Raw genomic sequence first — 23,715 nt, 5'->3', positions numbered from 1 at the left:
GGGTGGTTCTCCTCGGGAGAGTGCGTGCCCGGCTGCCTTCTGTCTTGTCCATCCGTCCGGGCACGCTCCACAGCCTGCCCTATGAATCGACGCCCACCCAGGCCACAGCTTTGCGTACGTTCGCCGGTCCTACTACTGGCGGGGACAGGATGGTGGGCGTACGACCGTGAATACTTGACGTATGGACGACATGGCCGAGGAACTGCCCGGGGGCCGCTCACTGGACCGGCGCGCCGAGCTCAGCGAGTTTCTGCGCACCCGGCGGGCCCGGCTGAAGCCGGAGGACGTGGGGCTGCCGGACTTCGGGCGGCACCGCAGGGTACCGGGGCTGCGCCGCGAGGAGCTGTCGCAGCTTGCGGGCGTCTCGGTGGCGTACTACACCCGCCTGGAGCAGGGCAACGGGCGCAACGTCTCGGCGGAGGTCCTGGACGCCATCGCCCGCGCGCTGCGGCTGACCGACGCCGAGCGCGCGCACCTCACGCATCTGGCCAAGCCCAAGCAGCACAAGAAGAAGACCACCGCGCGCACCGAGCAGGTGCGCGGGTCGATCCGGCAGCTGCTGGACTCGATCAACGTCCCGGCGTACGTCTCGGGGCGGCGATCGGACATCGTCGCCTGGAACCGGATGGCGGCGGCGGTCTTCGGGGACTGGGCCGAGCTCCCGGCGCAGGAGCGGAACTGGGCCCGGATGATCTTTTTGCGGCCGGAGTACCAGAACCTGTTCGTGCCGTGGGAGCAGAAGGCCAGCGACGTGGTCAGCTACCTGCGCATGGACGCCGGCTGCCATCCCGACGACCCGCGGCTGTCCGCCCTGGTCGGCGAGCTCTCCGTGAAGAGCGAGGAGTTCAGGCGTCTGTGGGCCACTCACGACGTCAAGGAGAAGAACTTCGGCGTCAAGCAGCTCCGCCACCCGCTGGTCGGCGACCTGACCCTGAACTTCGAGTCGTTCCCCCTGTCCGACGGCACCGAGCAGGCCCTGATCACCTACCACGCGGAACCGGGCTCCCCGTCGGCGGAGGCGCTCCGGCTGCTGGCGAGCTGGGGCGCGGACGCGACCCGGGCGGGCGAGTCCGCGCACTCCTGAGCCGGGTCTCAGCCCTGGTACGGCGGCGCCGCTCCCCAGTTCCACTTCGGCACCGGCTGCTCCGCCGGCGGCTTGGCGTCCGGTCCTGAGAAGTGGACCGCGAGCCGGGTGCCCCACTCCACGTAGGCGAGGAACGCCGAGCGGAACTCCGCGTCGGTGGGCAGGCCGGCCTCGTCGGCCGCGTCCTGGATGAGGTTCACCCAGCGGCGGCGCTGCGGCTCGGTGATGCCACGGCCCAGGTGCTTGGCGACCATGTGCCCGTGGCCGCCCTGGGTCTCGGAGTAGGCGGCCGGGCCGCCGAAGACCTCCGCGAGCCAGAGGGCGACGTGCTCGGCGTGCTCGGGGGCCAGCCCCGCGAACACCGGGGCCAGCAGATCGTCGGCCAGGACCTTCTCGTAGAACACCGTGGTGAGCCGGCCGAAGGCCTCGGCGCCACCTGCCCACGCGAACAGGGTGGGCACGGCGGCGCCCCGGCCGCGGACCGTCGTCGGTTTGTAGTGGCGCATCTCCTCGATGTTCTCGATGTACGGCCGGATCTCGGCGAGGAAGTCCGGGAAGAGCTCCGACTTGCGGAAGCCCTCCAGGTGGTCCTCGGTGGAGGTCCAGGTGATGCGCAGGACGAAGTGCTCGAAGTCCTCCTCGCAGCGTGCCAGTTCGTAGTCGACGCACTGCGGGGCCGCCGCCAGCTGGGTCGCGGCGTGCGTGTAGGCGGACAGGAACTCCGCCGAGCGGTCTTCCGGGATGCGGTAGCGGATGTACTCGACGGTCTCTGTGGTCATGGCCTCACACAAACACGGACACCCCGCCGGAGGCTCCCCTTCCGACCTGGAGTTCGCTGTGGGCTCACCCCGGGCCGCGCTTGCCCCTGGCCGCGAACCCGAGCGGGAGGGCACCCTGGGGGCCGGTCCCGATGCCGGTCCGCGCCAGGTCGAGGACGACGGTCCTGTGGCTCCCGGAGCCTGTGCCGGACAGCGCGGAGTGGGCCGGCACCCCGGCGGATCCGGCCGAGCGGGTGGCGTCCGTCCTGCACGACGTCTTCCGCTACCCGTTCGCCGACGTGGCCGAGATCGTCGGCCGTACCCCTGCGGCCTGCCGGCGTGTGCGCGAGGCCCGGCCCCCCACGGCTTCGACTTCGACGGTCCGGCACGTGGGCGTGGTGCGGGATTTCAAGGAGGCCTGGCAGGCGAAGGACATCGACGCTCTCGTCCAGCTCCTCGACCCGAACCCCGTGGCCACCAGCGACGGCGGGCTGAGGCACGGAGAAGGCCCGCCGGAAGCGGTGCTTCCGGCGGGCCTCTCCACTACTGCGTGCTACAGGTCACTTCGCGTAGTACGCGTTGTAGATCGAGATCGTCGACTTGTTGCCCTTCTTGTCGGCGATCTTGGCGTGGAAGGAGATGGCCTTCCCCTTCGCCGGGTTCTTCACGGTGATCTTGCCGCCCGAGACCGTGACCTTCTTCCAGGTCTGGCCGTAGTCGTACGACACGTACACCGCGAGGGACTTCAGGTTGGAGCCCTTGGCGGAACCCTCGACGGTCACCGGGATCTTGACCGTCTTACCGGCCTCGACACGGCTGTCCAGACCCGTGGCCGCGTTGAAGCGGACCGTGGAGGCGGGCAGCTTGGTGAGGTCGGCCGTCTTCTTGGACGAGAACGTCCAGCTGGCGTCGATCCGGGTGGAGGCCGCCGCGACCTTGACGGTGCGCTTGACCGAGGTCGTCAGCTTGTACGAGGCCTGGCCGGCCGGGACCTTGAAGGTCTTCTCGCCGAACAGCGGGTCGTCGTTCGAGCCGACCTTGACGCCGTTCTTGTACAGCGTGGTGTTGACCGAGGTGAACAGCGACGAGCCGGCGTGGGCCTGGCCGTCCGCGAACAGCGGGAGGGAGCCGAAGATCTCGTTGCCGCTGCGGTACAGACCGAAGTCGGCGTTGAGATGCGGGCCGAAGACCGCGGTGTTGAAGGTCTTCCCGTAGGACTTGCCGCCCTGGAAGGACTGCGGAGCACCGAGCGTGTAGTACGCCTCGGTGAGCGGGAAGCCGTCCTGGTCGACGCCACCGGCCTGCTCGAAGTCCATCTGCCACTTCACACCGCTGAGGGTGGACAGGTGCAGGGTGCGGGTGCCCGGCAGGGTCTGCTGGATGCCCATCGAGGAGGCGGAGAAGGAGCCGGGCAGCCAGCCCACGGCGTTGATCGAGCCCTTCTTGCCGCCGGCGGCGGCGCCCATGCCGACCTTCACCTTGGCCAGCTCGCTCGCCTTGTAGTGCTTGGTGTAACCGGTGGCGAACTGCTTGACCTTGCCGCCGGCGACGGTGTCGTACTGCTCGGTGGCGCCCTTGCTCCAGTGGCCGTCGAACTGCTCGGTGAGCGAGCCGTCGGTCACCTGCGGACCGACGTGCGCGGTGTTGAAGCCCGCGTACGAGTCCAGGAACCAGCCGAAGCCGTAACCACCCTCAGGCGTCTCGATCTGGAAGCCGGGCGAGGCGAACTCCGACTTGGCGGCCGCGTCCGGCACGGTGATGTCGACCGGCTTGGCCTTGCGCGCGTCCAGCGTGACCGTCGTGCTCTTGGTGACGTTCAGCTTCGGCTGGACCAGCCAGTCGGTGCCCTTGGTGACGTCCTCCGGGTCCACGAAGGTCGTGGTGCTGAGGACGTAACCGCCCTTGGGCACGCGCACGGTGACGGTGCCGTCCTCGTCGTACGGCGAGTACCACTTGCCGTTGCCGAGGCCCGAGATACCGCTCAGGTCGCTCGAGTAGTTCTTGGTCGGCTGACCGTCACGGCCGAGGACCTTCAGGGTGACGTCGTACGACTCGACCTCGCGCTGCACGGCGGCCGCCGTGCGGACGGTCTGGCCGCCGCCCGTCGCGGTCACGTACGCCGAGTAGGCACCGTCGAGCGTGCCGCCCAGCTTCGTGTTGACGATGAGGTCGACGGAGGCCTTGCCACCGGCCGGGACCGTCACCGTGGTGGCGCCCAGCTTGAAGAAGCCGGCCGGAGCGGCCTGGCCCTTCGGGTTGGTGGCCGTCGACGACAGCTTCAGCGTGACGTCCTTCGTACCGAGGTTGCGGTACGTCACCTGCTTGGTGTCCGGCTTGTCGTCGGTGTGCGGCCACGACTGCGTGCCGAAGCTCACCGACACCGGGTCGGCGACGACGGTCTGCTTGATGGCCTGGTCGACCTGGATACGGCCCGAACCCTGCTGGAACGGGGTGTACTTGCCGCCCTTCGTGGAGCCCGTCAGGGCACCCTTCAGCTCGGCGTAGCCCCAGTCCGGGTGCTCCTGCTTGAGGATCGCCGCCGCGCCCGCGACATGCGGGGTCGCCATCGACGTACCGGAGATGGTGAGGTAGCCGGCCGGCTTCTCGCCGACCTCCTTGGCGATGAGGCTGCCGGGAGCGGCGGCCGCGGTGATGTCCACGCCGGGCGCGGTCACATCGGGCTTGATCTGCCCGTCGAGGCCGGGGCCGGTGCTGGAGAAGGACGCCAGCTTGTCCTTGTCGTCGACCGCGCCGACGGTCAGGGCCGAGGCGGCGCTGCCCGGGGAGCCGATGGTCTGGTCGCCGAAGTCGCCCTCGTTGCCGGCGGCGATGGCGAACAGGATGCCCTTGGTGTCCGAGAGCTTGTTGACCTCGGCTTCCAGCGGGTCGATCGCCGGGGTGTCGCCGCCGCCCAGGCTGAGGTTGACGACGTCGGCGCCCTGCTCGGCCGCCCACTCCATGCCGGCGAGGATCTCCGAGTCCTCGCCGTAGCCGTCGTCGCTGAGCACCTTGCCGTTGAGCAGCTTGGCGCCCGGCGCCACACCCTTGTACTTGCCGCCCGACTTCGCGCCGGTACCGGCCGCGATGGAGGCGACGTGGGTGCCGTGGCCGAACTTGTCGGTCGCGTCGGCGGAGGTGGAGAAGTTCTTCGCCGCGATCACCTGGTCCTTGAGGTCCGGGTGGGTCGCGTCGATGCCGGTGTCCAGGACGGCGATCTTGACGCCCTTGCCGTTGTAGCCCTTGGCCCAGGCGGTCGGGGCGCCGATCTGCGGCACGGACTTGTCGAGGCTGGCCTTGCGGACGCCGTCGAGCCAGACGTGCGCGATGCCGGAGGCGGTCTTGTCGCCGTTGGTGACCGCGTCCCACAGCTCGGGCGCGTCCTCCTTCGGCGTCTGTACCGCGTCGGCGTTCAGGGAGGCCAGGGAGTGGCGGAGCGTGCCCGCGTCCCGGACGTCGCCCTTGGCCGTGCTCGCCGCGCCCTTGTAGCCGACGATCACCTTCAGTCCCTTGCTCTGGGACTTGCGGGTGGCGGCCTTGTTGAGCTCGGTGACGTCGAACAGCCGCTGGTCGAGCTTGCCGCTCGACACCAGGCGGACGACGTCGGACGGCAGCACATAGGTGTGGCCGTCGGCCTTGCGGAGCTGCACCGGTATGTGCTCGCGGCCCTTCGCGGGCTCCAGGCCCACGACACGGCCCTTGGCGTCCACGACGACGCGGTCACCGGTGATCAGGGTGATGCGGTGCTTGGGCGTGAGCTGCGCCTTGTTCGACTGCGAGACGCTCGAAGTCTGCTTCACATCCGCCGACGCCGGGCTGGTCATGCCCGCCGCGAGCGCTACCGCGGCCGCTGTGGCGATCGTCGCCGCGCATGCCTTTTTGACTTGTCTGCGCAAGATTCCCCCTTGCAAAAGGACCGGGTGAATTCCCCGTTCACCCGGGCGGGGGCAGACTCGCACGCGTATACGTGCACCCCCCGGTGCTCGAAGTATGCCGAGGGGTGATCACGACCTCAATAGACAACTGCCTGACAGCAAAGTCTGTTACAAGATTGCCGGGTTCAGGGGGAGTTGCGGTTCCCGGTTCAGGAGACGGCGTTCTCCTTCACCGTGATCCTGCCCTTGCGGATCGTGGCGAGGCGGGGGGCCTTCTTCGCGATGGCGGAGTCGTGGGTGACCATGATGAAGGTCAGCCCCAGCTCCTTCCACATGCGTTCGAGTACGTCCATGATCTCGTCGCGCATCGACTCGTCGAGGTTGCCGGTGGGTTCGTCGGCGAGGAGTACCTTCGGCTGCTTGACGAGGGCGCGGGCGATGGCGACGCGCTGCTGCTGTCCGCCGGACAACTCGGAGGGCAGGTGCCTCAGTCGCTCCCCGAGCCCGACGGAGGTGAGGGCCTCGGCCGCCCGCTCCCGTCGCTCCTTCACCTTCACGCCGAGGGGCACGAGGGCGGTCTCGACGTTCTCCTGGGCGGTGAGGGTGGGGATGAGGTTGAAGGACTGGAAGACGAAGCCGATGTTCTCGCTGCGGACCTTGGTGAGCTTGGCCTCCGACAGCTTGGCCAAGTCGGTGCCGTCGAGCACGACTTCGCCCTCCGTGGGCTTGTCCAGTCCGCCGAGCATCTGGAGCAGGGTGGACTTGCCGCCGCCCGTGGGGCCCTGGATGACGAGACGGTCCCCGTCGGCGATGGTGAGGTCGACACCGGCGAGCGCGTCGACGGTGTCCTTGCCTCGGGAGTAGCGCTTGGTGACGCTTCTGAGTTCGTACATGGTGACTCCTGGGTGGGTGGGCTTGAGGGTGGGCGAGTCGTTGTCGGCGGCGGGCCGGCCGTGCGCCGAAGGGGCGCGGGTCTGTATCGATCAGCGGCTCCGCCGCGTGGGCGCGACCGGCCACGACGCACCCGCAGCCGCGAGACGGCATGGCGAGGCACATCCGTAGGCGCACCAGCGCGGGGGAGCGACGGCCGGCCACCGCCGACGTCCACTACTCGACGCGGCGCAACGCGTCCGCCGGCCGCAGCCGCGACGCGCGCCAACCGCCGAACGCCCCGGCGATGAGACCGCCGGCCACAGCCAGCCCGACCGCGATCGACACCGTCGTAAGGCTGACCGGAGCGGTCAGGGAGACGTCCAGCGTCTTGGCGGCCGCCCGACGGCCGAACCCACCGCCGAAGCCTCCGCCGCCGGGACCACCCGCGCCGCCACCACCGCCCAACTGGGCCTGCAGCGTGGGACTGATGGCCGTCACGACGTACGCGCCCGCCAGGCCCAGCGCGATGCCCAGCGCCCCGCCCAGCAGCCCGTTCACCATCGCCTCACCGACGACCTGCCGGGTCACCCGCCCCGACTTCCATCCCAGCGCCTTGAGCGTGCCGAACTCCCGCACCCGGCGCGAGACGGCGGAGGAGGTCAGCAGACCGGCGACGAGGAAGGCGGCGATCAGCACGGCGATGGACAGCCACTTGCCGACGTTGGTGGCGAGCGAGGAGGCCGTCGACAGCGAACCCGACACCGTGTCCGCGAGATCCGCCGAGGTCGTCACCGTCGTACCCGAGACGTTCTTCTGGATCGTCGACTTGACGGAGCCGATCTTCTGCGAGTCGGTCGCCTTGACGTAGATCGTGGTGACCTTGTTCTTCGAGTCGCTGAGGGTCTGCGCCTGGGTGAGCGGGATGTAGACGTTGGCGGCCGCGTCCCCGCTGTCCGCGGTGGCGATACCGATCACCTTGAACTTGACGCTCTTGATGGTGACGGTGGAACCGACCTTGAGCTTCTTCTCCTTGGCGTACGCGGAGTCGACGACGGCGACCTTCGCGGCGGTCTCGGTCGACGTGAACGTACGGCCGCTGGTGATCTTGGAGGAGGTCAGCGGGCCGAGGGCCGCCTTGGTGACGTCGGTGCCGAAGACGGAGTAGTTGTTGACGTCGAAGTTGGCACCGCCGCCCCGCACTTCACCCTGCGGCCGGCCGGTGCCGCCGCCGTTCCGGCCGCCGCCTTCACCGCCCCCGTTGCCGTTCTGCTGGAACTCGCCGCGCGTGAACTGGCCGTTGATCTTGATGACTTGCAGGCTCAGCCCGCCGACCGCGTCCGAGACCCCGGTCTGCTGGTCGACCTTGGAGACCGTTGAAGTGGACAGGGTCTCGAACCCCTGCACCAGCACCCGGTCGCTGCTCTGCTCCGCGTCGGAGCCGTTGTCCTGCGCGTCGAACTGGAAACGCGGCCGCTCCGACGAACCGGCCTGCGGCTGGGCGGCCTTGGTCACCGTCATGTCGGTGCCCAGTCCGTACAGCGACTGGAGGACCTTGTCCTGGGCCTTCCCCATGCCGGACGACACGGAGCTGACCACGATGACCAGCGCGATCCCGAGCGCGAGCCCGGAGGCGACGACGAGGGCCGCCTTTCTGCGGCGGCGCAGTTCGCGCCTCAGGTAGGTGAAGAACATGGCCGAAAGCTAGGTACGGCGCGTGATGACTCCATAAGCCCCGAATAAGAGCTGCATGAGAAGGCTGTCTGTGAGCCAGGTAGGACCCTGGACGAACCTGTCAGGGCCACGGCTGCGGAAGGCCGCAGCGCATGTGGAGGCGCGGAGGGCGGGGACGATGAGGTTGCTGGAGAACCCGTGCGCCGACGAGCCTGCTCTTCTACCAGACTGTCCGCCTGCTTCTCGACGGCGGCCACGGACACCGGCGGGGCTCCGCCTATCTCGCATGCCGTTCGTCGGGGTCGTACTCCTGAAGCCACGTCACGCGGACACCGCCCGCCCTGCTTCGTCCTCGTTCTCGAGGGGGGCCAATTCGATCACAGACTGCCTGCACGGACTGCCTGAACATGGCATGGCGGTCTCTGCCCCGGCTCTTCCAGCTCACACCAGACCGTCTTGCGGTCGGCACCCTGCTCCACGCCCCATCGCCGGGCCATCGCGTCCAGGAGGGCGAGGCCGCGGCCGGACTCTTCCGTGACGGTCGCCCGCAGGAGGACGGGCAGGGCGCGCGGGTCGGGGTCGGTGACCTCGATCCGGGTGCGGAAAGTGCAAGGGGCTTCAGGCCGTAGGGCGTCGACCACCTCACGTACCGATGCACAGAAGACGCTCATCCCCCACCATCGGCCACGACAGATGCAGGTCGCGAACGGCCTGGACAGCCGTAGAGCCGGTTTCAACGTACCTGCGGCTGCTGTCAGACCGAAAGGGATTCACCCCTTTCCGATATCTCAGCCGCGAGTGGCGTTTCCAAGATCGACGAAGATCTGGCTCCGGCATCCTCAAGAACCTGATAAAGGAGTCGACTTACCGCCTGCCGAAATTCCGAGAGCGTACAGGCTCCTTGAAAATCGCCCGAACTGGGATAGATTCCAACAATCTCGCCGGATCGACGAAACCGAATCTCGGCATCAGATTCCGTGAAATGATACTCGGCGTGAGTGCGTCCGGCTGCACCTAGCGCATCGCAAATATCCGCGAGCGAGAGAGCAAAATGCAACAGGGGGACCCACCCCAGGTTTGTCTCCCAGTAGTTGTGATCAACCCGGATAGAAACATCACCCGGGAAGAAGTACCACAGGAGCTCGCCTCTCGTTGCGGTCGCGCAGTCACGTCGATGCTCCCATCCCACAGGATCCGGCCGCTCTTCAAGCCTGCCGCGGAACTCGATCAACGGACCGGATGCATAGTGCGGACGTTGCGCTCCTCATCAACCCAAACTCTCACCTTGGTCTCACCATTCTCACCGACAACGCGTCCAAGATCATGTTCGTGCGCGTGGTTACCTGTCACAGGATCGACCTTGGTCGGCGTAGGACTGCCACTTACAACCTCATTCGCCATGTCTTCAAAATCATCAGGATCGACATCATCACTGAACTTGCTCCCCGTGGCAGGTGAACCCGGGCCATGCCGCGGCAGAATGTGCGTGTCGATCGTCTCATCAGACAGGCTAACCGGGCCGCCGCAATTGTGCACCAGTATCGGCGTGGCACCTGCCAGCACATAGTAGGTGTGCAATTCCGCGACCGTGAGGTCGTAAGTGACCTGGCTCTGATGGAAGTTGTGGACCCCGGTCACTGTGACGGTTGTACCGCCAGCCCGGCGGAGTTTCATGCCGGGAGTGATGTTGTATGCGTCGGTCCAGCGGTGGTGGGTCGCGTCCCAGAACGGGTGGTGCCAGGTGGTGGTGAGGGTCTGCTTCTCGGACTTCCGGTGCGGGGGACCTCGGGTCGGCGCCGTGTCCAGGGTCAGCGTCGTGAAGTCCCTGTCCGTCTTCGTGACGATGACGCCCTGGACCTTCTCCGGAGACGTGACGCCGGTCTGCGGGTCCGTCGCCAGCACCGTGTCGCCGGCCTTGACCTTGCTGATCGGCTTCGACGTGCCGTCCGCGAGGCGGACCTCCGTACTGGGCACGAAGCTGTGCACCGAGCAGGTCACCGCGTCGGTCGCGTCCGCCTCGGCTCCCTCCGCCGCCCGCGCCTCAGCGAACCCGCGCTCGGCCCGCACCGCGTCCTCGGCGATTCTCGCGGCCTCCTCCGCGTCCTTCACCGCCGTGTACGCACGGTCCAGCGCCCGCCAGATCTTGAAGGCTTCCACCCCGACCTTGATGGCCTTGAAGACCTTGCCCCACGGCACCGCCGTCAGGGCCGTGTTGACGCAGCCCATCACGTCGCCCTTGGTGAAGCAGTTGTAGGCGTCGGTCAGACCGATGACGTCCGCAACGAGGCTCAGCAACTGGTGCTTGAAGCCGGACACCTGCTTCTTCGCCGCCGCGGCAGCCGCGTTCGCGGTGGCCTTGGCCCGCTGCGCGGCCTTCACCTCGGCTTGTGGGTCGTACGTCTTGCTGTTGATGTTGCCGCCACCCGCACCCGTGCCGTGCCCGAGCGTGTGCCCGTCGGTGCACCGACCGTGGTGGCAGTACGCGTTGTTATTGCCACCCGGGTCCACCGGACCGGTCGTCACGTACCGCGTCGGGTTGCTCTTGCTGCCACCCGTGCCGCCGATCGGGTAACCCACCCCGCACTGGTCCGCCATGCACAGACCCGACGGGTCGGACTCGGTGACCGGGGAGTCACCGGCGTAGTCGTAGGCGTTCCAGGTCTGCGGGGAGCCGGGGTCCAAGAGGGGATCGGGGCTGAGGAAACGGCCGATCGCGGGGTCGTATTCGCGGGCGCCGAGGTTGGTCAGGCCCGTGTTGTCGTCCTGGGTGCCGCCGACGTATCCCTGTTGGCCGATCCAGGCTCCGGACTGGTCGCGGGTCTCGCCGAAGGGCTTGTACTGGCGCCGGACCACCTGCTGGGTCTGCGAGTCGACCTGGAGCGTGCCGGTGCCCTGGCGGTCCGGGATCAGGTAGGCGAACGTGCCGTCGGAGGAGTGGGTGGCCACGGTCTCGCCCGCGAGGGAGATGTACCGCACGCCGTCGGCACTGGTGGCCCCGGGCTTGAGGGTGATCTCCTCGTCGCCCGTGTAGAGGGTGGTCGTGTCGGGGCTGTGGCGCAGGAGCAGGGTGCCGTCGGCGTCGTACAGGTACTTCGTGTCGCCCGCCGAGCCCGTCGAGGACAGCTCGGAGAGGTCGCCCTCGTCGTCGTACGTCAGGGTGTCGGTGCCCGCCCGGGTGGTGCGGGTGAGGGCGTTGCCGTCCGCGTCGTATGTGTAGGCGTCGGTGGTGTTCGCCGTCGAGTCGCCGGGTACGACCGTGTCCACCTGGGACACCGCGTGGGCCGGACCCGCGCCCGCCGCGACGGGGGTGTAGGTGGCCGTCGCGTCGTGGGAGGTGTCGCCTGTCGTGTCGTGGTCCACCTGGGTCGCGCGGGCGCCGGTGGCGCCGTAGGTCCACGACTGCCAGTACGGCGACGGGCCGCCGACCGTTGCGGAGGCTCCCGGCGCCGGGGTGGCCGCGCAGCTGTCGGTCGCCGTCCAGGCGGACTTCAGGCGCTGCGCCCAGTCGTAGGCGAAGCACTGGGTGTCGGTCTGGCCGCTCTCCAGCTTGTCGGCGATCTTCGTGACGTTGCCTGAGGGCTGGTAGGCGTACGTCGTCCTGTCGGCGATCGCCGCGCCGGACTGGGTGATCGTGGTGGAGTCGGTCAGGCGGTGGGTCTGGTCGTCGTAGTTGAGGGTCTGCTGGGTGAAGTTGCCGGAGGTGCCGTAGGTGAACTGGTACGGCTCGTCGAACTCGGTGTAGCTGAGCTTGTTGACGTAGGACCAGCTGTTCGTGGTGCCGCCGACGGCCGTGGGACGGTCGTAGGCGTCGTAGGTGTAGGAGACGGTCTCCTGCGGCAGCTTGACGGCCGTCGGGTCCTGGTCCGTGTAATTCTTCAGCGTGCCGGTGAGGTTGTACGTGTTCTGGTGGATGTAGTTGCCCGCCAGCGCCCCCTCGGCCGCCGGGACGACCAGTTCGGTGGCCTGTGCCCAGCCGTGGCTGTCGTAGCCGAGGACCTTCTCCGTGTACGCCGATCCGCTCGTGCCGCCGACATAGCGGACGGACGCGGTGGGCCTGTCCTTCTTCAGCGTGTCGTACGTCCAGGCCGCCTGCTCGTTGGTCGTGGACTGCGCGGCCCCGCCGGTGGTGTCGAACTCGGCCGTCTTCCGGCCGAGTTCGTCGTACTTGTAGCTGATGGTCTTGCCGCGCGCGTCGGTCGTGGTGAGGAGCTGACCGGCGTTGTCGTAGGTGGAAGACGAGGCGCCGGTGTCGGGGTCGGTCTGGGAGGTGCGGCGGCCGAGGAGGTCGTAGCGGCTGCTCCAGGTGTGGCCCTGGCCGTCGTCCTGGCCGGTCTGGTGGCCGGCCGCGTCGTAGGAGTAGGTGACGGTGTCAGCGGCGCCGGTGGGCGTGGTGCCGTGGTAGCGCAGCAGCTTGGCCAACTGGTCACGGCCGTCGGTGTACGTGGTGGTGGGAGTCGCCCCTGCCGGCGGAGTGACGTCGACGCGGTCGGCGCCGGGGTAGGCGGTGGTGGTGCGCCAGGTCTCGGACGCGAAGTGGTAGGCGACCGAGGCCGTGACCCGGCCCGCGCCGTCGTAGACCGTGCCGGTCTGGGAGGGGGTCTGGTTGTCGGCCGCGTCCACCAGGTCACCGGACGGGGCGCCGGTGTTGTAGTACGCGTTCGAGCTGCTCACCGGCCAGCCGTGCGAGTCGTAGACCGTGTCGGTGATGGTGCGTCCGCCGTCGACCGTGGCCGTCTGTGTCTCACGGGGGCGCAGCATCGCGTCGTAGATCGAGACGGACGTGCGGTAGGCGTTGGCGTCTGTGAGGGTCTGGGTGGTGACCGTGGACGGCGCCGACGGCGAGAGGTTGTAGCTGTACTTGGTGTTGGGGTTGTTGTCGGTGGGGAAACCCGGTGCCCACACCGCGGTGAGGCGGCCCAGCGGGTCGTAGGTGCTGGTGGTGGAGTAGCCGGCCGCATCGGTGGTCTTGAGGTCCAGCCCGCGGGCCGGGTCGAGCGTGGACGTTGCAGTGAAGGCGGTCGTCTGGCCGGTGACCTTCGGCTGGGTGACAGAGACGGAGGTCGGGGACGCGCCGGTCGTGGGGGTGTAGGCCGTGGTGGTCGTACGGCCGTCCGCGTCGGTCTCGGTGAGCTCGCGGCCGTAGGTGTCGTAGGTGTTCTTCAGGGCCGTGATGTGGTGGATGGTGCCGTCGGCGGCGACCGAGTCGGCCTTTTGGACCATCGTCACGTCGCCCTTGGTGGGCGCGGTGGTGTTGTCCGTGGAGTTGTCGAAGAACGTCAGGTCGTCGCTGACCAGGTCCTTCGTGTAGTCCAGGGTCGCCGAGCACTTGACCGAGAGCTCTTGAACCCGGCGCGGCACCGGCAGCAGGGTGCCGTCAGTGCCCGCCGCGTACCAGGTGCGGGTGCACTTGTCGTCGGTGGACGTGGCGGTGTCGCCCTGGTCGTCCACGGCCGTGGGCAGCCCGGTCGCGCCGTCGATCGTGTAGTCGATCTCGGTGGTGCGCTTGGTGCCGTCGGCCTTGGTGGTGACGGTGCGGGCCCGCGCGATGTTGGTGCGGTGGGCGACCAGCGGGTCCAGGCCCGCGTTGGTTCGGGTCTGGGTGGCCGTCGCCCCCGAGCTCCAGGGGTCGGTGACGCCGTCGGACAGCAGCGCGCCGCCGTCGCCGTTGTACGACTGTGCCTCGAAGGTCTGGCCGGCCAGCCAGTCGGAGTCCTTCTGCGAGTCGTCGTTCGCGCTGTCGTTGAGGGTCTCGCTGTGCGTGCCGGTGGAGGTCTTGTCGCCGTCCATGCCCCGGAAGAACGTCTCCCGGGAGAGGGTGATCGTCGCCGGGGACGTGCCGGTGCGGCTCTCGACCGTGCCGTAGCCGCGCCACTGGTTCCAGGTGCGGTACTTGGCCTGGGTCATCGGGTCGTCGTTGTAGTGCCAGGCGGGGTCGCCGATGTACTTGTACGACGTCTGGACCGGGAGTCCGTCGCCCGTGGGGTCCTGTGCCGTCACGGAGTTGACGACGAACTTGTTGAACCAGTCCAGCTGCGGCGAGGTCTGGCCCGGAGGGGTCCAGTACTGCGGATAGCAGCGGAGGTTGTTGTCGTCCTGGCTGGACGGCAGCACCGCGGTGCCCGTGCGATGGCACTGCGGCCCGGTGTAGTTGGCCGTGATCACCTCACCGGACTCGGTGGTGACGGTGGTGATCCGGTAGCGGGTGATCGGCTGGTAACCGTCCAGGCCGTCGACCCGGTTGGCCAATGCCTGCCCGGCGAACTTCACCGGCGGCAGGTCCACGCTGCCGCCGTCCTTGCCGGTGTGCACGATCTGGCTCAGCCAGAGCGACGGGGTGGTGGTGTCGCCGGTCGGCGGAAAGATGTGGGTGAGCGTCCAGGCGTCGACGTCCGTGTAGGCGGTGCCGACCAGGACCTGGGTGCGAATACCCGTCAGGCGCCGCGTGGTGAAGAAGGCCGGGCCGTGGTTGGCGCAGGTGCCCGAGGACGGGCAGACCTGGTCGGCGGGGACGTCCGGCCAGTGCGAGGCGTTCGCCGTCGTCATCTTCGAGGACGCGCAGTCGAAGCCGGAGTCCGCCAGACACCGTTCGGAGGTGTCGAAGAAGACCTGGGCGGCAGCCGGTGCGGTGCTGTCGTAGACCTTCCCGTCCAGCTGCCCGTACTGGATCTTGGCGAGGTAGCCGCCGCGGGAGTACGTGGTCGGGGTGGTGGAGTTGTCCCGGCCGTAATAGCCGGTCTCCGGTGTGTACCAGTAGCTCATGGCGTTGCCGTGCGGGTCGACGGTGTAGTCGAGGTTCCACCGGTAACCCTGCTGGCACCAGGAGTCGGCGAAGGTGGCGGCGTGGCAGGGCTCGCCGGTGTCGTTGCCGTAGACGGGGGTCGTGAACACCGAGTTGGTTGTCGCCGCTCCGGTCGTCCAGCCCGGCAGGCGGTTCCGGCCGAAGTAGTACTTCGCACCGTCGGCGGTGGTGACGACGAAGTACTCGTTGTCGTTGTCGCCGTTGACCGTGTCGGTCTTGATCTCGATCTTCTCGCCGTTGTCGCTCTGGGGGTGCCAGGTGCCCGACTTCGTGTCGTGGACGAGGGTGTTGGAGGAGCCGTTCAGCGACAGCGTGAGGGTGTCGACGTCATCCGACCAGCACTCGTCGGAGGTTTTCGGGGTGCCGTTCGCACTGTCGTCGGAGCAGGAGGCGTAGCTCCGCTCGACGAAGCCGGGTGAGTAGTCCCAGCCGTCGCCGATCCAGGAGGACTGGGCGTTGGTCGAGGAGGTGCGGCCGTCGACGGCCTGTGAGCTGTAGTCCAGCGAGATGCTCGGGGTCAGACTTCCGGGGACGTCCGGTACCGAGATCGGATACGAGTAGGTGAACGCGCCGGACGAGCCACCCGCCGACCACTGGCCCGAGGAGGCGAGGGAGGTGGCCGCGTAAGTGCCACCGCCGCCGGACGCGGTCGCCTCCGCCGCGAGGACCATGGGCTGTGCGGTGGTGACCTGCGCGGAGACCGTCCGGGTCTTGGCGTCGTTGGTGGAGGTCAGCGGGGTCTGCTGACGGCAGGCAGCAGACCGAGGGGTCGTCAGGGCACAGGCCGGAAGCTGCACCAGGCGCAGTCGACCGGCCCAGTCGCCGCCGTAGGCGTCCTTGAACTCCGAGTAGTCCAGGCCGACTCGGGCAGTGCCGTCGTTGGCGGTCCGGTCCGGGCGGACGGTGAACACCACGCCGTGCAGACCGAGTTTCTGCGCCGCCGTCTGCCCGGGCAGCGACACCTGCAGGCGTGTGCCGGCGGCGGCCCGGTGTGCACCCTTCGCCGCAGCAAGGGTCACCGGTACGCGACCGGTCCGCGCGGCGCCCTGCACGGGGACCGCCACCTCGGCCGTGCTCTTGGCGGGCCAGGACCTGTGTGCCTGGGCGGCGCTCCAGCGGGCCATCCGCGGGACCTTCACGGCCCTGCCCTTGACCGGTGCAACGGGCACCGGCCGTTCTTTCTCCGCTTTGACGAGGTGGCTTACGGTCTGCCCGGCAGCGGCGGCTCCAGTGGGCGAGAGAATCCCGACGACAAGGCCGAGGACGCCGATCGCAACAATCCACAAGGCTGGCGCCCTGCGTATCCGCATGGTCTTTCTGTAAATCCGCAACCGAGAATTCCGACGCACTGCGGCCCCCCATCGCCACCGGTGGACGTCACCTTCGGCGGGGCCAAGTCGGTGGTGATCCCGGAGGGCGGCGAGCTCTACAGCGACCCCATTCCCCTGACGGTCGCGCCACGCGGGGTGATCACGACCAGCATCCACCTGGTGAACCAGGTGAACTACCTGGTCATGCACCCCTGGGCCGCCACAGACACCGTCGGCTACGTGAGCGCGGTCGGCAGCGGCGACCACACCACGGACACGGCGAACACGGCCTTCACGGGCACCGGTACGGAATCGGGTCGCTTCGCCGACATCCTGACCGGCGTCGACGTCACCACCACCGACCACCGGCCCACCGTCTCCGTCCTCGGCGACGGCCTCGTCAACACCCGCACCGCGGGCACAACCGCGGGCTACACCAACTCACGCTTCAACCAGTGGCTGGCGTACCGGCTGGTCAACAACGCCGACGGCATCCCGGTCTACGGCGTGGTGGCCTCCGGAATCGAGAACAACTACCTCGGCACCGACCAGGGAGCCGGCGCCGGCGGGCGGGCGGCACTCACTCGTCTGGACCGGGACGTCCTCTCCGTCCCCGGCATCCGCACGGTCGTGGTCACCCAGGGCCTGGAGGACATCGTCGCGGGCCATGACGACGTCGACATCGACAACGCACTCGGACTCCTGCGCGACCAGCTCAAGGGCTGGGGCATCAAGGTCGTCTTCACGACCCTGACCCCCTGCGACGGCTACAGTCCCTGCACCGCGGCCGTCGACCAGAACCGCATCGACACCAACACCTGGATCACCGACCAACTCGACTTCACGTCCCCCACCGTGAGTTACGTGGACGCGGAGTCGGTCGTGGCGGTCACCGACACGGCCAGTACGGCCGACCCGCAGGCCCTGAAGCTGGGCAACGACACCGCCCCCGCCGACTTCGACTCCGGTGATCACGTCAATCTGACGACGGACGGATACCAGGCCATCAGCGACTCCTTCGACCTCGCCTCACTCGGCCCGGACGCATAGCGCAACCACAGGAGGAAACGCGGAAGGCGGCCACCCCGAGGGGTGACCGCCTTCCCGCGTCAGTCGGCCGGCGTCCGTCAGACCGCCGACCCCGCCTTCCAGTCCGCCCAGTTCAGGTTCCAGCCGTTGAGGCCGTTGTCCGGGGCCACCGTCTTGTCGCCGGTGTTGGAGACGACCACCACGTCGCCGACGATCGAGTTGGTGTAGAACCAGTAGCCCGCCGTGCCGGTGTCGTTGGCGCCCTTGGTGTCGGACAGGCCCACGCAGCCGTGGCTGGTGTTCACGTTGCCGAAGACGGACTTGGCGCCCCAGTAGTTGCCATGCACGAAAGTGCCGGAGTTGGTGAGCCGGATGGCGTGCGGCACGTCCTTGATGTCGTACTCGCCCTTGCCGTCGTCGTCGGTGAAGCCCACGGTCGCGCCGTTCATGCGCGTCTCCTTGAACTTCTCGGACATCACCATGACGCCTTCGTACGTCTTGTTCTCCGGAGAGCCGGCCGAGATCGGGATGGTCTTGATCGTCGTGCCGTTGTGCGTGATCTTCATCTGCTTGGTCTTGGCGTCGACGTACGAGACCTGGTTGCGGCCGATCTTGAACGTGACCGTCTTCTGCTGGACGCCGTAGACACCGGAGGCGCCCTCGACACCGTCGAGCGCGAGCTTCAGCGTGATGGTGGAGTTCTCCTTCCAGTAGTCCTCGGGGCGGAAGTCGATGCGGTTGGCGTTGAACCAGTGACCGACGACCTCCTGACCGCTGCTGGAGGAGACGGTGATGCCCTTCTGGACGGCCGCCTTGTTGCTGATCGCCTTGTCGAAGTTGATCGACACCGGCATGCCCACGCCGACCGTCGAGCCGTCCTCCGGCGTGAAGTTGCCTATGAAGCTGTTGGCCGGGGAGACCGTCGTGAACGAGGCGTTCTCGTGGGCCACGAGCCCGTCGGAGTCCTTGGCCTCCGCGGCGACCTTGTAGCTCGTGGAGCGCTCCAGCTGAGTATCGGGCTTCCAGCTGGTCTTGTCGGCGGACAACTCGCCGGCGACCTTCGTGCCGTCGGTCGTCGTCATCGTCACGTCGGTGAGCGTGCCCTTGCTCACGGTGACGGCGGCGGAGTTGTTGATGGAGGCGTTGTCCGTGCCGTCCTTGGGCGTGATCTTGATTTCGGCCTGGGAGCTCTTCTTGGCCGCCGCTTCGTCGGCCTTGGCCTGCGAGGTGTCGCCGCCGCTGCCGCTCGACGAGGAGTCGTCGCCACCGGAACAGGCCGAGAGCACCAGCACCCCGCCGAGCAGTGCGGACGCGACCGTCAGGCCCCTGCGCCGCTTACTGACCGTCATCACACGCTTCTCCATCGTTGCCGAATCCCGAACCACGAGAGTCCCCGTCAATAAAACCTAAACGCTACGACCGGTTCGTCCCGTTCCACCTTTTGAGAAGGTGTGGGGCACACCACGTCCGCCGTGGCGGAGGGTGTGGCTGTCGGTGCGTGCGACCCATGAGACGACGAAACCCCGGACGGCGGTTGCCGCCCAGGGTCACGATTTCCCCAAGCGGGCTCAGCCGACGGCCTCTTCTTCCTCGTCCTCCTGGACATCATCCTCGTCGAGGTCCCAGTCCGGCGAATCCGGGTCGTAGTCGATCTGCTCGCTGCTCCAGGAGGCCTGGGCCAGTTCGACGCCCGTCAGGCCCCCGACCAGGTCGAACGGGTCCACGAGGTAGGCGAGCGCCTCCGCAGTGTCTTCCGTCACAGCGCCCTCGGCGTGCGCCCGCTCCTCGCCCGGCATGTCCGGATCCTCCGCGATCCGCGCCAGCGCGGCCCGGGTCACGGCGTCCCGGTCGTCGACCTCGACGACGAGTTCCACCCGAAGCCGTACAAAACGTGATGTCTCTTCAGTGCTCATGCCCGGAGCGTAAAGCCCATGCCTCCCGTGACTTTCCCGTGACCCGCGCCTTTCACTAACATCGCCCCACACGGCCAATTCGCCAGCACCACAAGGGGATCGATATTCCGTGTCATCCGTTCGCCGTCCGTTGCTGACCGCCACCGCCGCGGGGACCCTTCTGGGTGCCCTGTGGTTCGTCCCGTCCGCCAACGCGACCCAGGACAGCCCGGCGAGAACAGAGCCGTCCCCGCAGGTCACAGCGCAGGCGCGGGTCACGACCACGAGCGCGGAGACGTCCGTGGACGACACCCGCCTCGCCGACACCGGCAGCTTCGACACCACGCCGTACGTCGTCGGCGGCACCCTGTTCCTCACTCTGGGTGCGGGCTTCGTCGTCTATTCGGTACGCCGCGAACGGCTGGGCTTTTGAAGCCTCTTGGGCTCCGCTTGAACCCGCTTGACGATTTCTTGGCCCAACGTTCATAGTCCGCACATGAAGAGATCTTCGAGGGCACGCATAGGTTCCGCGGCGACCGTGAGCGTGCTGTCGCTCGCCCTCATCACAGGATGCAGCGGGGGTTCGGACGACGACTCCAAGGAGTCGGGTGCGTCCAAGGAGGCCGGTGCCTCCTCCTCGAGCACGGCCCCGGCCGCGAAGGCCCGCAGCGCGGCCGAGCTCGAGAAGCTGCTGCTCGCCAAGGGCGCTGTCACCGGGTACGAGGCCGCCGACGGCGACGACACCCTGCCGAAGGCCAAGAGCGAGGTGAAGACCGACAAGGCCGAGTGCGCCCCGCTCGCCCACGCCATGGCCGGCCTCGCACCGGGCGACACGGACGCGAGCGTGAGCAACACCCTCACGAAGAGCCCCGATGCCACCCCGTCCGCCGGGGAGGAGGCCGTCCTCAACGTCGAGATGACCTTTGTGGGCCTGTCCTCCTACGACGGCGACGGCGCCGAGAAAGCCGTCAAGGCCGTCTCCGACGGCATCGCGGCCTGCTCCGGCGGCTTCACCATCACCGCCGAGGGCGAGAAGCAGAAGATCACCAAGGTCGCCTCGGGCAAGGCCTCCGGCAAGGGCGACGAGTCCGTCGCGTTCTCCGTCGGCGCCGACATGGACGGCGAGGGCACGGCCACCTTCAACACCGAGGTGGTCCGCGTCGGCAACACCGTCTCCACGTACTACACGGTCGACTTCGCCTCACTGGAGAGCGGCAAGGCGGCCCCCGTGTCGACGGCCGTGATCGACGCTCAGCTGGCCAAGCTCAAGTAACCGCCGCGAGGGCCCTGTTCGGTCGTACGGCGAACAGGGCCCCGCCCCTTTACAGCAGCGGCCCGGTGACGGCCTCCACCGCCGACACCAGCCGCCCCTCCCGCACGAACACGTCGGCCGCGGCGAGGTCGGGCGCCAGGAACCGGTCGGGACCGGGACCCTCGACACCCGCCTTGCGTACGGCGCTGATGACGGCCTGCGTCGCCGGCGCCGGGCTCAGGCCCTCGCGCAACTCGACGGCGCGCGAGGCGGCGTAGAGCTCGACGGCGAGAACCCGGGTGAGGTTGTCGACGGCGGTGCGCAGCTTGCGCGCGGCCGACCACCCCATCGAGACGTGGTCCTCCTGCATGGCGGACGACGGGATCGAGTCCGCGGACGCCGGTACGGCCAGCCGCTTCAACTCGCTGACCAGCGCGGCCTGTGTGTACTGGGCGATCATCAGCCCGGAGTCGACACCGGCGTCGTCCGCGAGGAACGGCGGCAGCCCGTGGGACCGGTTCTTGTCGAGCAGCCGGTCGGTGCGCCGCTCGGCGATCGACGCGAGATCGGCGACGGCGATGGCGAGGAAGTCGAGGACGTAAGCCACGGGCGCGCCATGGAAGTTGCCGTTGGACTCGACGCGCCCGTCCGGCAGGACGACGGGGTTGTCGACCGCGGACGCCAACTCCCTCTCCGCCACCAGCCGCGCATGCGCCATGGTGTCCCGCCCGGCCCCGGCTACCTGCGGCGCGCAGCGCACGGAGTAGGCGTCCTGGACCCGGGGGGCGTCGTCCTGGTGATGCCCGGTGAGCTCCGAACCCTTCAGCACGGCCAGCATGTTGGCGGCGGAGGCCCCCTGTCCCGGATGCGGCCGGATGGCGTGCAGCTCGGGAGCGAGCACCCTGTCGGTACCGAGCAGGGCCTCCAGTGACAGGGCGGCCGTGACGTCGGCGGACTTGTAGAGCATGTCCAGATCGGCGAGCGCCATGACCAGCATCCCGAGCATGCCGTCGGTGCCGTTGAGAAGGGCGAGCCCCTCCTTCTCGCGCAGCTCGACAGGCTCGATCCCGTGCTCGGCCAGCAGCTCACCGGCAGGCCGCACCACACCGTCCGGCCCCTCGGCGTCCCCCTCCCCCATCAGCGTGAGGGCACAGTGGGACAGCGGCGCGAGATCGCCGGAGCAGCCGAGCGAACCGTACTCATGGACCACCGGTGTGATCCCGGCGTTGAGCACGTCGGCCATGGTCTGCGCGACCTCGGGCCGCACCCCCGTGTGTCCCGAGCAGACGGTCTTGAGCCGCAGGAACATCAGCGCCCGTACGACCTCCCGCTCCACCCGCGGCCCCATCCCCGCGGCGTGCGAACGGACGATGTTGCGCTGCAGTTGGGCGCGGAGCTCCTGGCTGATGTGCCGGGTCGCGAGGGCGCCGAAGCCGGTGCTGACGCCGTAGACGGGCTCGGGCTTGGCCGCGAGGGCTTCCACGATCCCGCGGGCCGCGGCCAGAGCGGCGACCGCCTCCTCGGAGAGCTCGATGCGGGCACCGCCTCGTGCCACGGCAAGGACGTCGGACGCGGTGACCCCGGACGTCCCCACCACCACAGTGTGCATATCCATATTCAGGAGCGTACGCACTGAATTCCAGGATGTCACTACTGGGTCGGGGTTACACCCCTTACACCTACGCACGCCCTCAGGGCAGTCGCCCCCGGAACTGCCGCCGCTCGGCCGTCTCCCCGGAAGGAGCGGCGTCGGCCAGCCGTACGACGGGATCGTCGGGCCCCGCCCGCCCCGCGACGACGGGCTTGGCGGCGCGTTCGGCCTTGGCCCGGTACTGCGCGGCGTCGGCCAGCCGGAACAGCCGCCGGGCGGACTGAACGGGCCCGATCGGATCCGCGGTGGAGGCGACCCCACAGGCCACCCCCTCGCCCAGCTCCAACTCCCCGGCCCGACGGCAGAGTTCATCGGCCGCCTTGACCACGTCGTCGGCGGACGGCCCGACGGCGAGCAGACAGAACTCGTCCCCGCCGAGCCGCGCGGCGAGGGCACCCGGCAGCATGGCCCCACACAGCGACAGCACCGAGCCGAAACGTTCCAGCAACCGGTCGCCCACGGCGTGCCCACGGGTGTCGTTGACCCGCTTGAGCCCGTTCAGATCGCACACGACGAGGCTGACGACGACACCATCCCTCTTGTGCCGGTCGACCGCCTCGTCGAGCCGCGCGTCAACGGCACGGCGATTGGCGAGCCCGGTCAGCGCATCCGTGAACGCCAGCCGTCTCGCCTCCTCCAGCCGCTCCGCCTGGGCGATTCCGGCGGCGACCACGGAGGCCAGAACGGTGGCGAAGTCGGCGTCCTCCCGCCCGAAGACGGGGGCGCCTGCGGGGCGGGCGACATACAGCTCCCCCCATGCCCGTCCGTTCAGCACGATAGGAGCGACGACACAGCTCCCACGCCCCCTCCTGCGCAGCGCGGCGACCCGCTGATGCACATACCCGGGCCGCCCCCCGGCCGCAGGTCCCTCCGCCGTCTCGACCCACGCGTTGGGCTCGCCGCCGCCGGCCCACCGCTCGTGCAGAAACTCGGTGATCTCCGGGAACTGGTGCACCGGGTAGGCCTCACCGTCGGGAAACTCCTCCTCACCGGCGGCCAGCTCCCCCACGTTCACCAGCACCCTGAGCCGCCCGAGCTCCCGCTCCCACACGGACAACGCGGCAAAGCTCCCCCCGAGCGCACGGCACGCCCCAGCGGCGGCGGCCCGCCACGCCTCCCGCGAGCCGTGGGCCGCGGCCATGCCCTGAGCCAACGCCACGACGGCGGCCAGCCGGATGTCCTCACCCATCACTCCAGGCTAGGGAGGATTCGGGTGGGGGCCCGGTTGTGGTTGGGCCGTTCGAGAACGCACGTGCGCTGGGCTTGGGCCGGGCGCCTAGTGGGGTGCCGGGTCGGGTTGTCGGGCGGGTGCAGACCGGTGGGGGCTGTCGCGCAGTTCCCCGCGCCCCTGGGGAGCTGCAGTCACCCCCGCCACGACGAACCGTTAGCCACCTCACGCGCTCCGACGGGCCGTTGGCCGCGTACGGCGCGCAGGGGACGGGGTGGGGGGTGTCCGCCCGCAGCGGCCGGCGTCCGTTACCGGGCACAGCTGAAGCAACAGCTACCGCCGGACCGAGGACGGAC

General features: G+C 68.7%; 14 protein-coding genes and 1 pseudogene. 5 read left to right on the top strand and 10 right to left on the bottom strand.

All coding sequences use genetic code 11. The features are described from left to right. Positions 1–181: 181 nt before the first annotated feature. Entirely contained in the window at positions 182–1,084 is a 903-nt protein-coding gene (locus RNB18_RS39240) for a helix-turn-helix transcriptional regulator (RefSeq protein WP_311718877.1), read from the top strand. Positions 1,085–1,092: 8 nt separating this feature from the next. On the opposite strand, the gene RNB18_RS39235 is transcribed toward RNB18_RS39240, so the two are convergent. Further along, a complete protein-coding gene (locus RNB18_RS39235; protein ID WP_059204715.1) occupies positions 1,093–1,863 on the bottom strand; it encodes a group II truncated hemoglobin in 771 nt (256 codons plus the stop codon). Between the two features lie 146 nt (positions 1,864–2,009). On the opposite strand from RNB18_RS39235, the pseudogene RNB18_RS39230 reads away from it, so the two are divergent. Next, positions 2,010–2,333, top strand: a pseudogene (locus tag RNB18_RS39230) (RNA polymerase subunit sigma-24); the annotation flags it as partial. A 69-nt stretch (positions 2,334–2,402) separates the two neighbouring features. Here RNB18_RS39230 and RNB18_RS39225 read toward each other — a convergent pair. From RNB18_RS39225 to RNB18_RS39205, 5 genes are all read right to left on the bottom strand, one after another. Continuing rightward, on the bottom strand, positions 2,403–5,735 hold the full coding sequence (locus RNB18_RS39225; protein ID WP_311718876.1) for a S8 family peptidase: 3,333 nt from the start codon (positions 5,733–5,735) through the stop codon (positions 2,403–2,405). A gap of 188 nt (positions 5,736–5,923) precedes the next feature. Continuing rightward, a complete protein-coding gene (locus tag RNB18_RS39220) occupies positions 5,924–6,607 on the bottom strand; it encodes an ABC transporter ATP-binding protein (RefSeq protein WP_059204719.1) in 684 nt (227 codons plus the stop codon). A gap of 214 nt (positions 6,608–6,821) precedes the next feature. Next, positions 6,822–8,279: an ABC transporter permease gene (locus RNB18_RS39215; protein WP_311718875.1), complete on the bottom strand. Its 1,458-nt coding sequence runs from the start codon at positions 8,277–8,279 to the stop codon at positions 6,822–6,824. Between the two features lie 356 nt (positions 8,280–8,635). Beyond that, entirely contained in the window at positions 8,636–8,929 is a 294-nt protein-coding gene (locus RNB18_RS39210; protein ID WP_394817744.1) for an ATP-binding protein, read from the bottom strand. A gap of 556 nt (positions 8,930–9,485) precedes the next feature. Beyond that, positions 9,486–16,226, bottom strand: a complete 6,741-nt coding sequence (locus RNB18_RS39205; protein ID WP_311718874.1) for an RHS repeat-associated core domain-containing protein — start codon at positions 16,224–16,226, stop codon at positions 9,486–9,488. Between the two features lie 201 nt (positions 16,227–16,427). On the opposite strand from RNB18_RS39205, the gene RNB18_RS39200 reads away from it, so the two are divergent. Continuing rightward, positions 16,428–17,417 carry an SGNH/GDSL hydrolase family protein gene (locus RNB18_RS39200; protein WP_311718873.1) on the top strand — a complete coding sequence of 330 codons (990 nt, stop codon included), beginning with the start codon at positions 16,428–16,430 and terminating at the stop codon, positions 17,415–17,417. Positions 17,418–17,494: 77 nt separating this feature from the next. On the opposite strand, the gene RNB18_RS39195 is transcribed toward RNB18_RS39200, so the two are convergent. Beyond that, positions 17,495–18,760 (bottom strand): L,D-transpeptidase, encoded by a 1,266-nt coding sequence (locus RNB18_RS39195; protein WP_311718871.1) that lies wholly within the window; start codon positions 18,758–18,760, stop codon positions 17,495–17,497. A gap of 204 nt (positions 18,761–18,964) precedes the next feature. Then, a complete protein-coding gene (locus RNB18_RS39190; protein WP_311718870.1) occupies positions 18,965–19,309 on the bottom strand; it encodes a hypothetical protein in 345 nt (114 codons plus the stop codon). A gap of 130 nt (positions 19,310–19,439) precedes the next feature. Here RNB18_RS39190 and RNB18_RS39185 point away from each other — a divergent pair, with 130 nt between their 5' ends. Together RNB18_RS39185 and RNB18_RS39180 are read left to right on the top strand one after the other, a co-directional pair. Further along, complete coding sequence (locus RNB18_RS39185) at positions 19,440–19,721, top strand: LPXTG cell wall anchor domain-containing protein (RefSeq protein WP_266568632.1); 282 nt, start codon at positions 19,440–19,442, stop codon at positions 19,719–19,721. A gap of 63 nt (positions 19,722–19,784) precedes the next feature. Next, positions 19,785–20,561, top strand: a complete 777-nt coding sequence (locus RNB18_RS39180; protein WP_311718869.1) for a hypothetical protein — start codon at positions 19,785–19,787, stop codon at positions 20,559–20,561. A gap of 49 nt (positions 20,562–20,610) precedes the next feature. Here RNB18_RS39180 and hutH read toward each other — a convergent pair whose 3' ends face one another. Together hutH and RNB18_RS39170 are read right to left on the bottom strand one after the other, a co-directional pair. Next, the gene (gene hutH / locus RNB18_RS39175) at positions 20,611–22,149 is read right to left on the bottom strand and encodes a histidine ammonia-lyase (RefSeq protein ID WP_311719022.1); all 1,539 of its coding nucleotides are present in this window, start codon (positions 22,147–22,149) and stop codon (positions 20,611–20,613) included. An 82-nt stretch (positions 22,150–22,231) separates the two neighbouring features. After that, entirely contained in the window at positions 22,232–23,380 is a 1,149-nt protein-coding gene (locus RNB18_RS39170; RefSeq protein WP_311718868.1) for a GGDEF domain-containing protein, read from the bottom strand. Positions 23,381–23,715 lie beyond the last annotated feature (335 nt).

This window comes from Streptomyces doebereineriae (genome assembly GCF_031845645.1).
In the GTDB taxonomy this organism is placed as follows: domain Bacteria; phylum Actinomycetota; class Actinomycetes; order Streptomycetales; family Streptomycetaceae; genus Streptomyces; species Streptomyces canus.
This window is presented reverse-complemented; position numbering and strand designations above follow the sequence as displayed.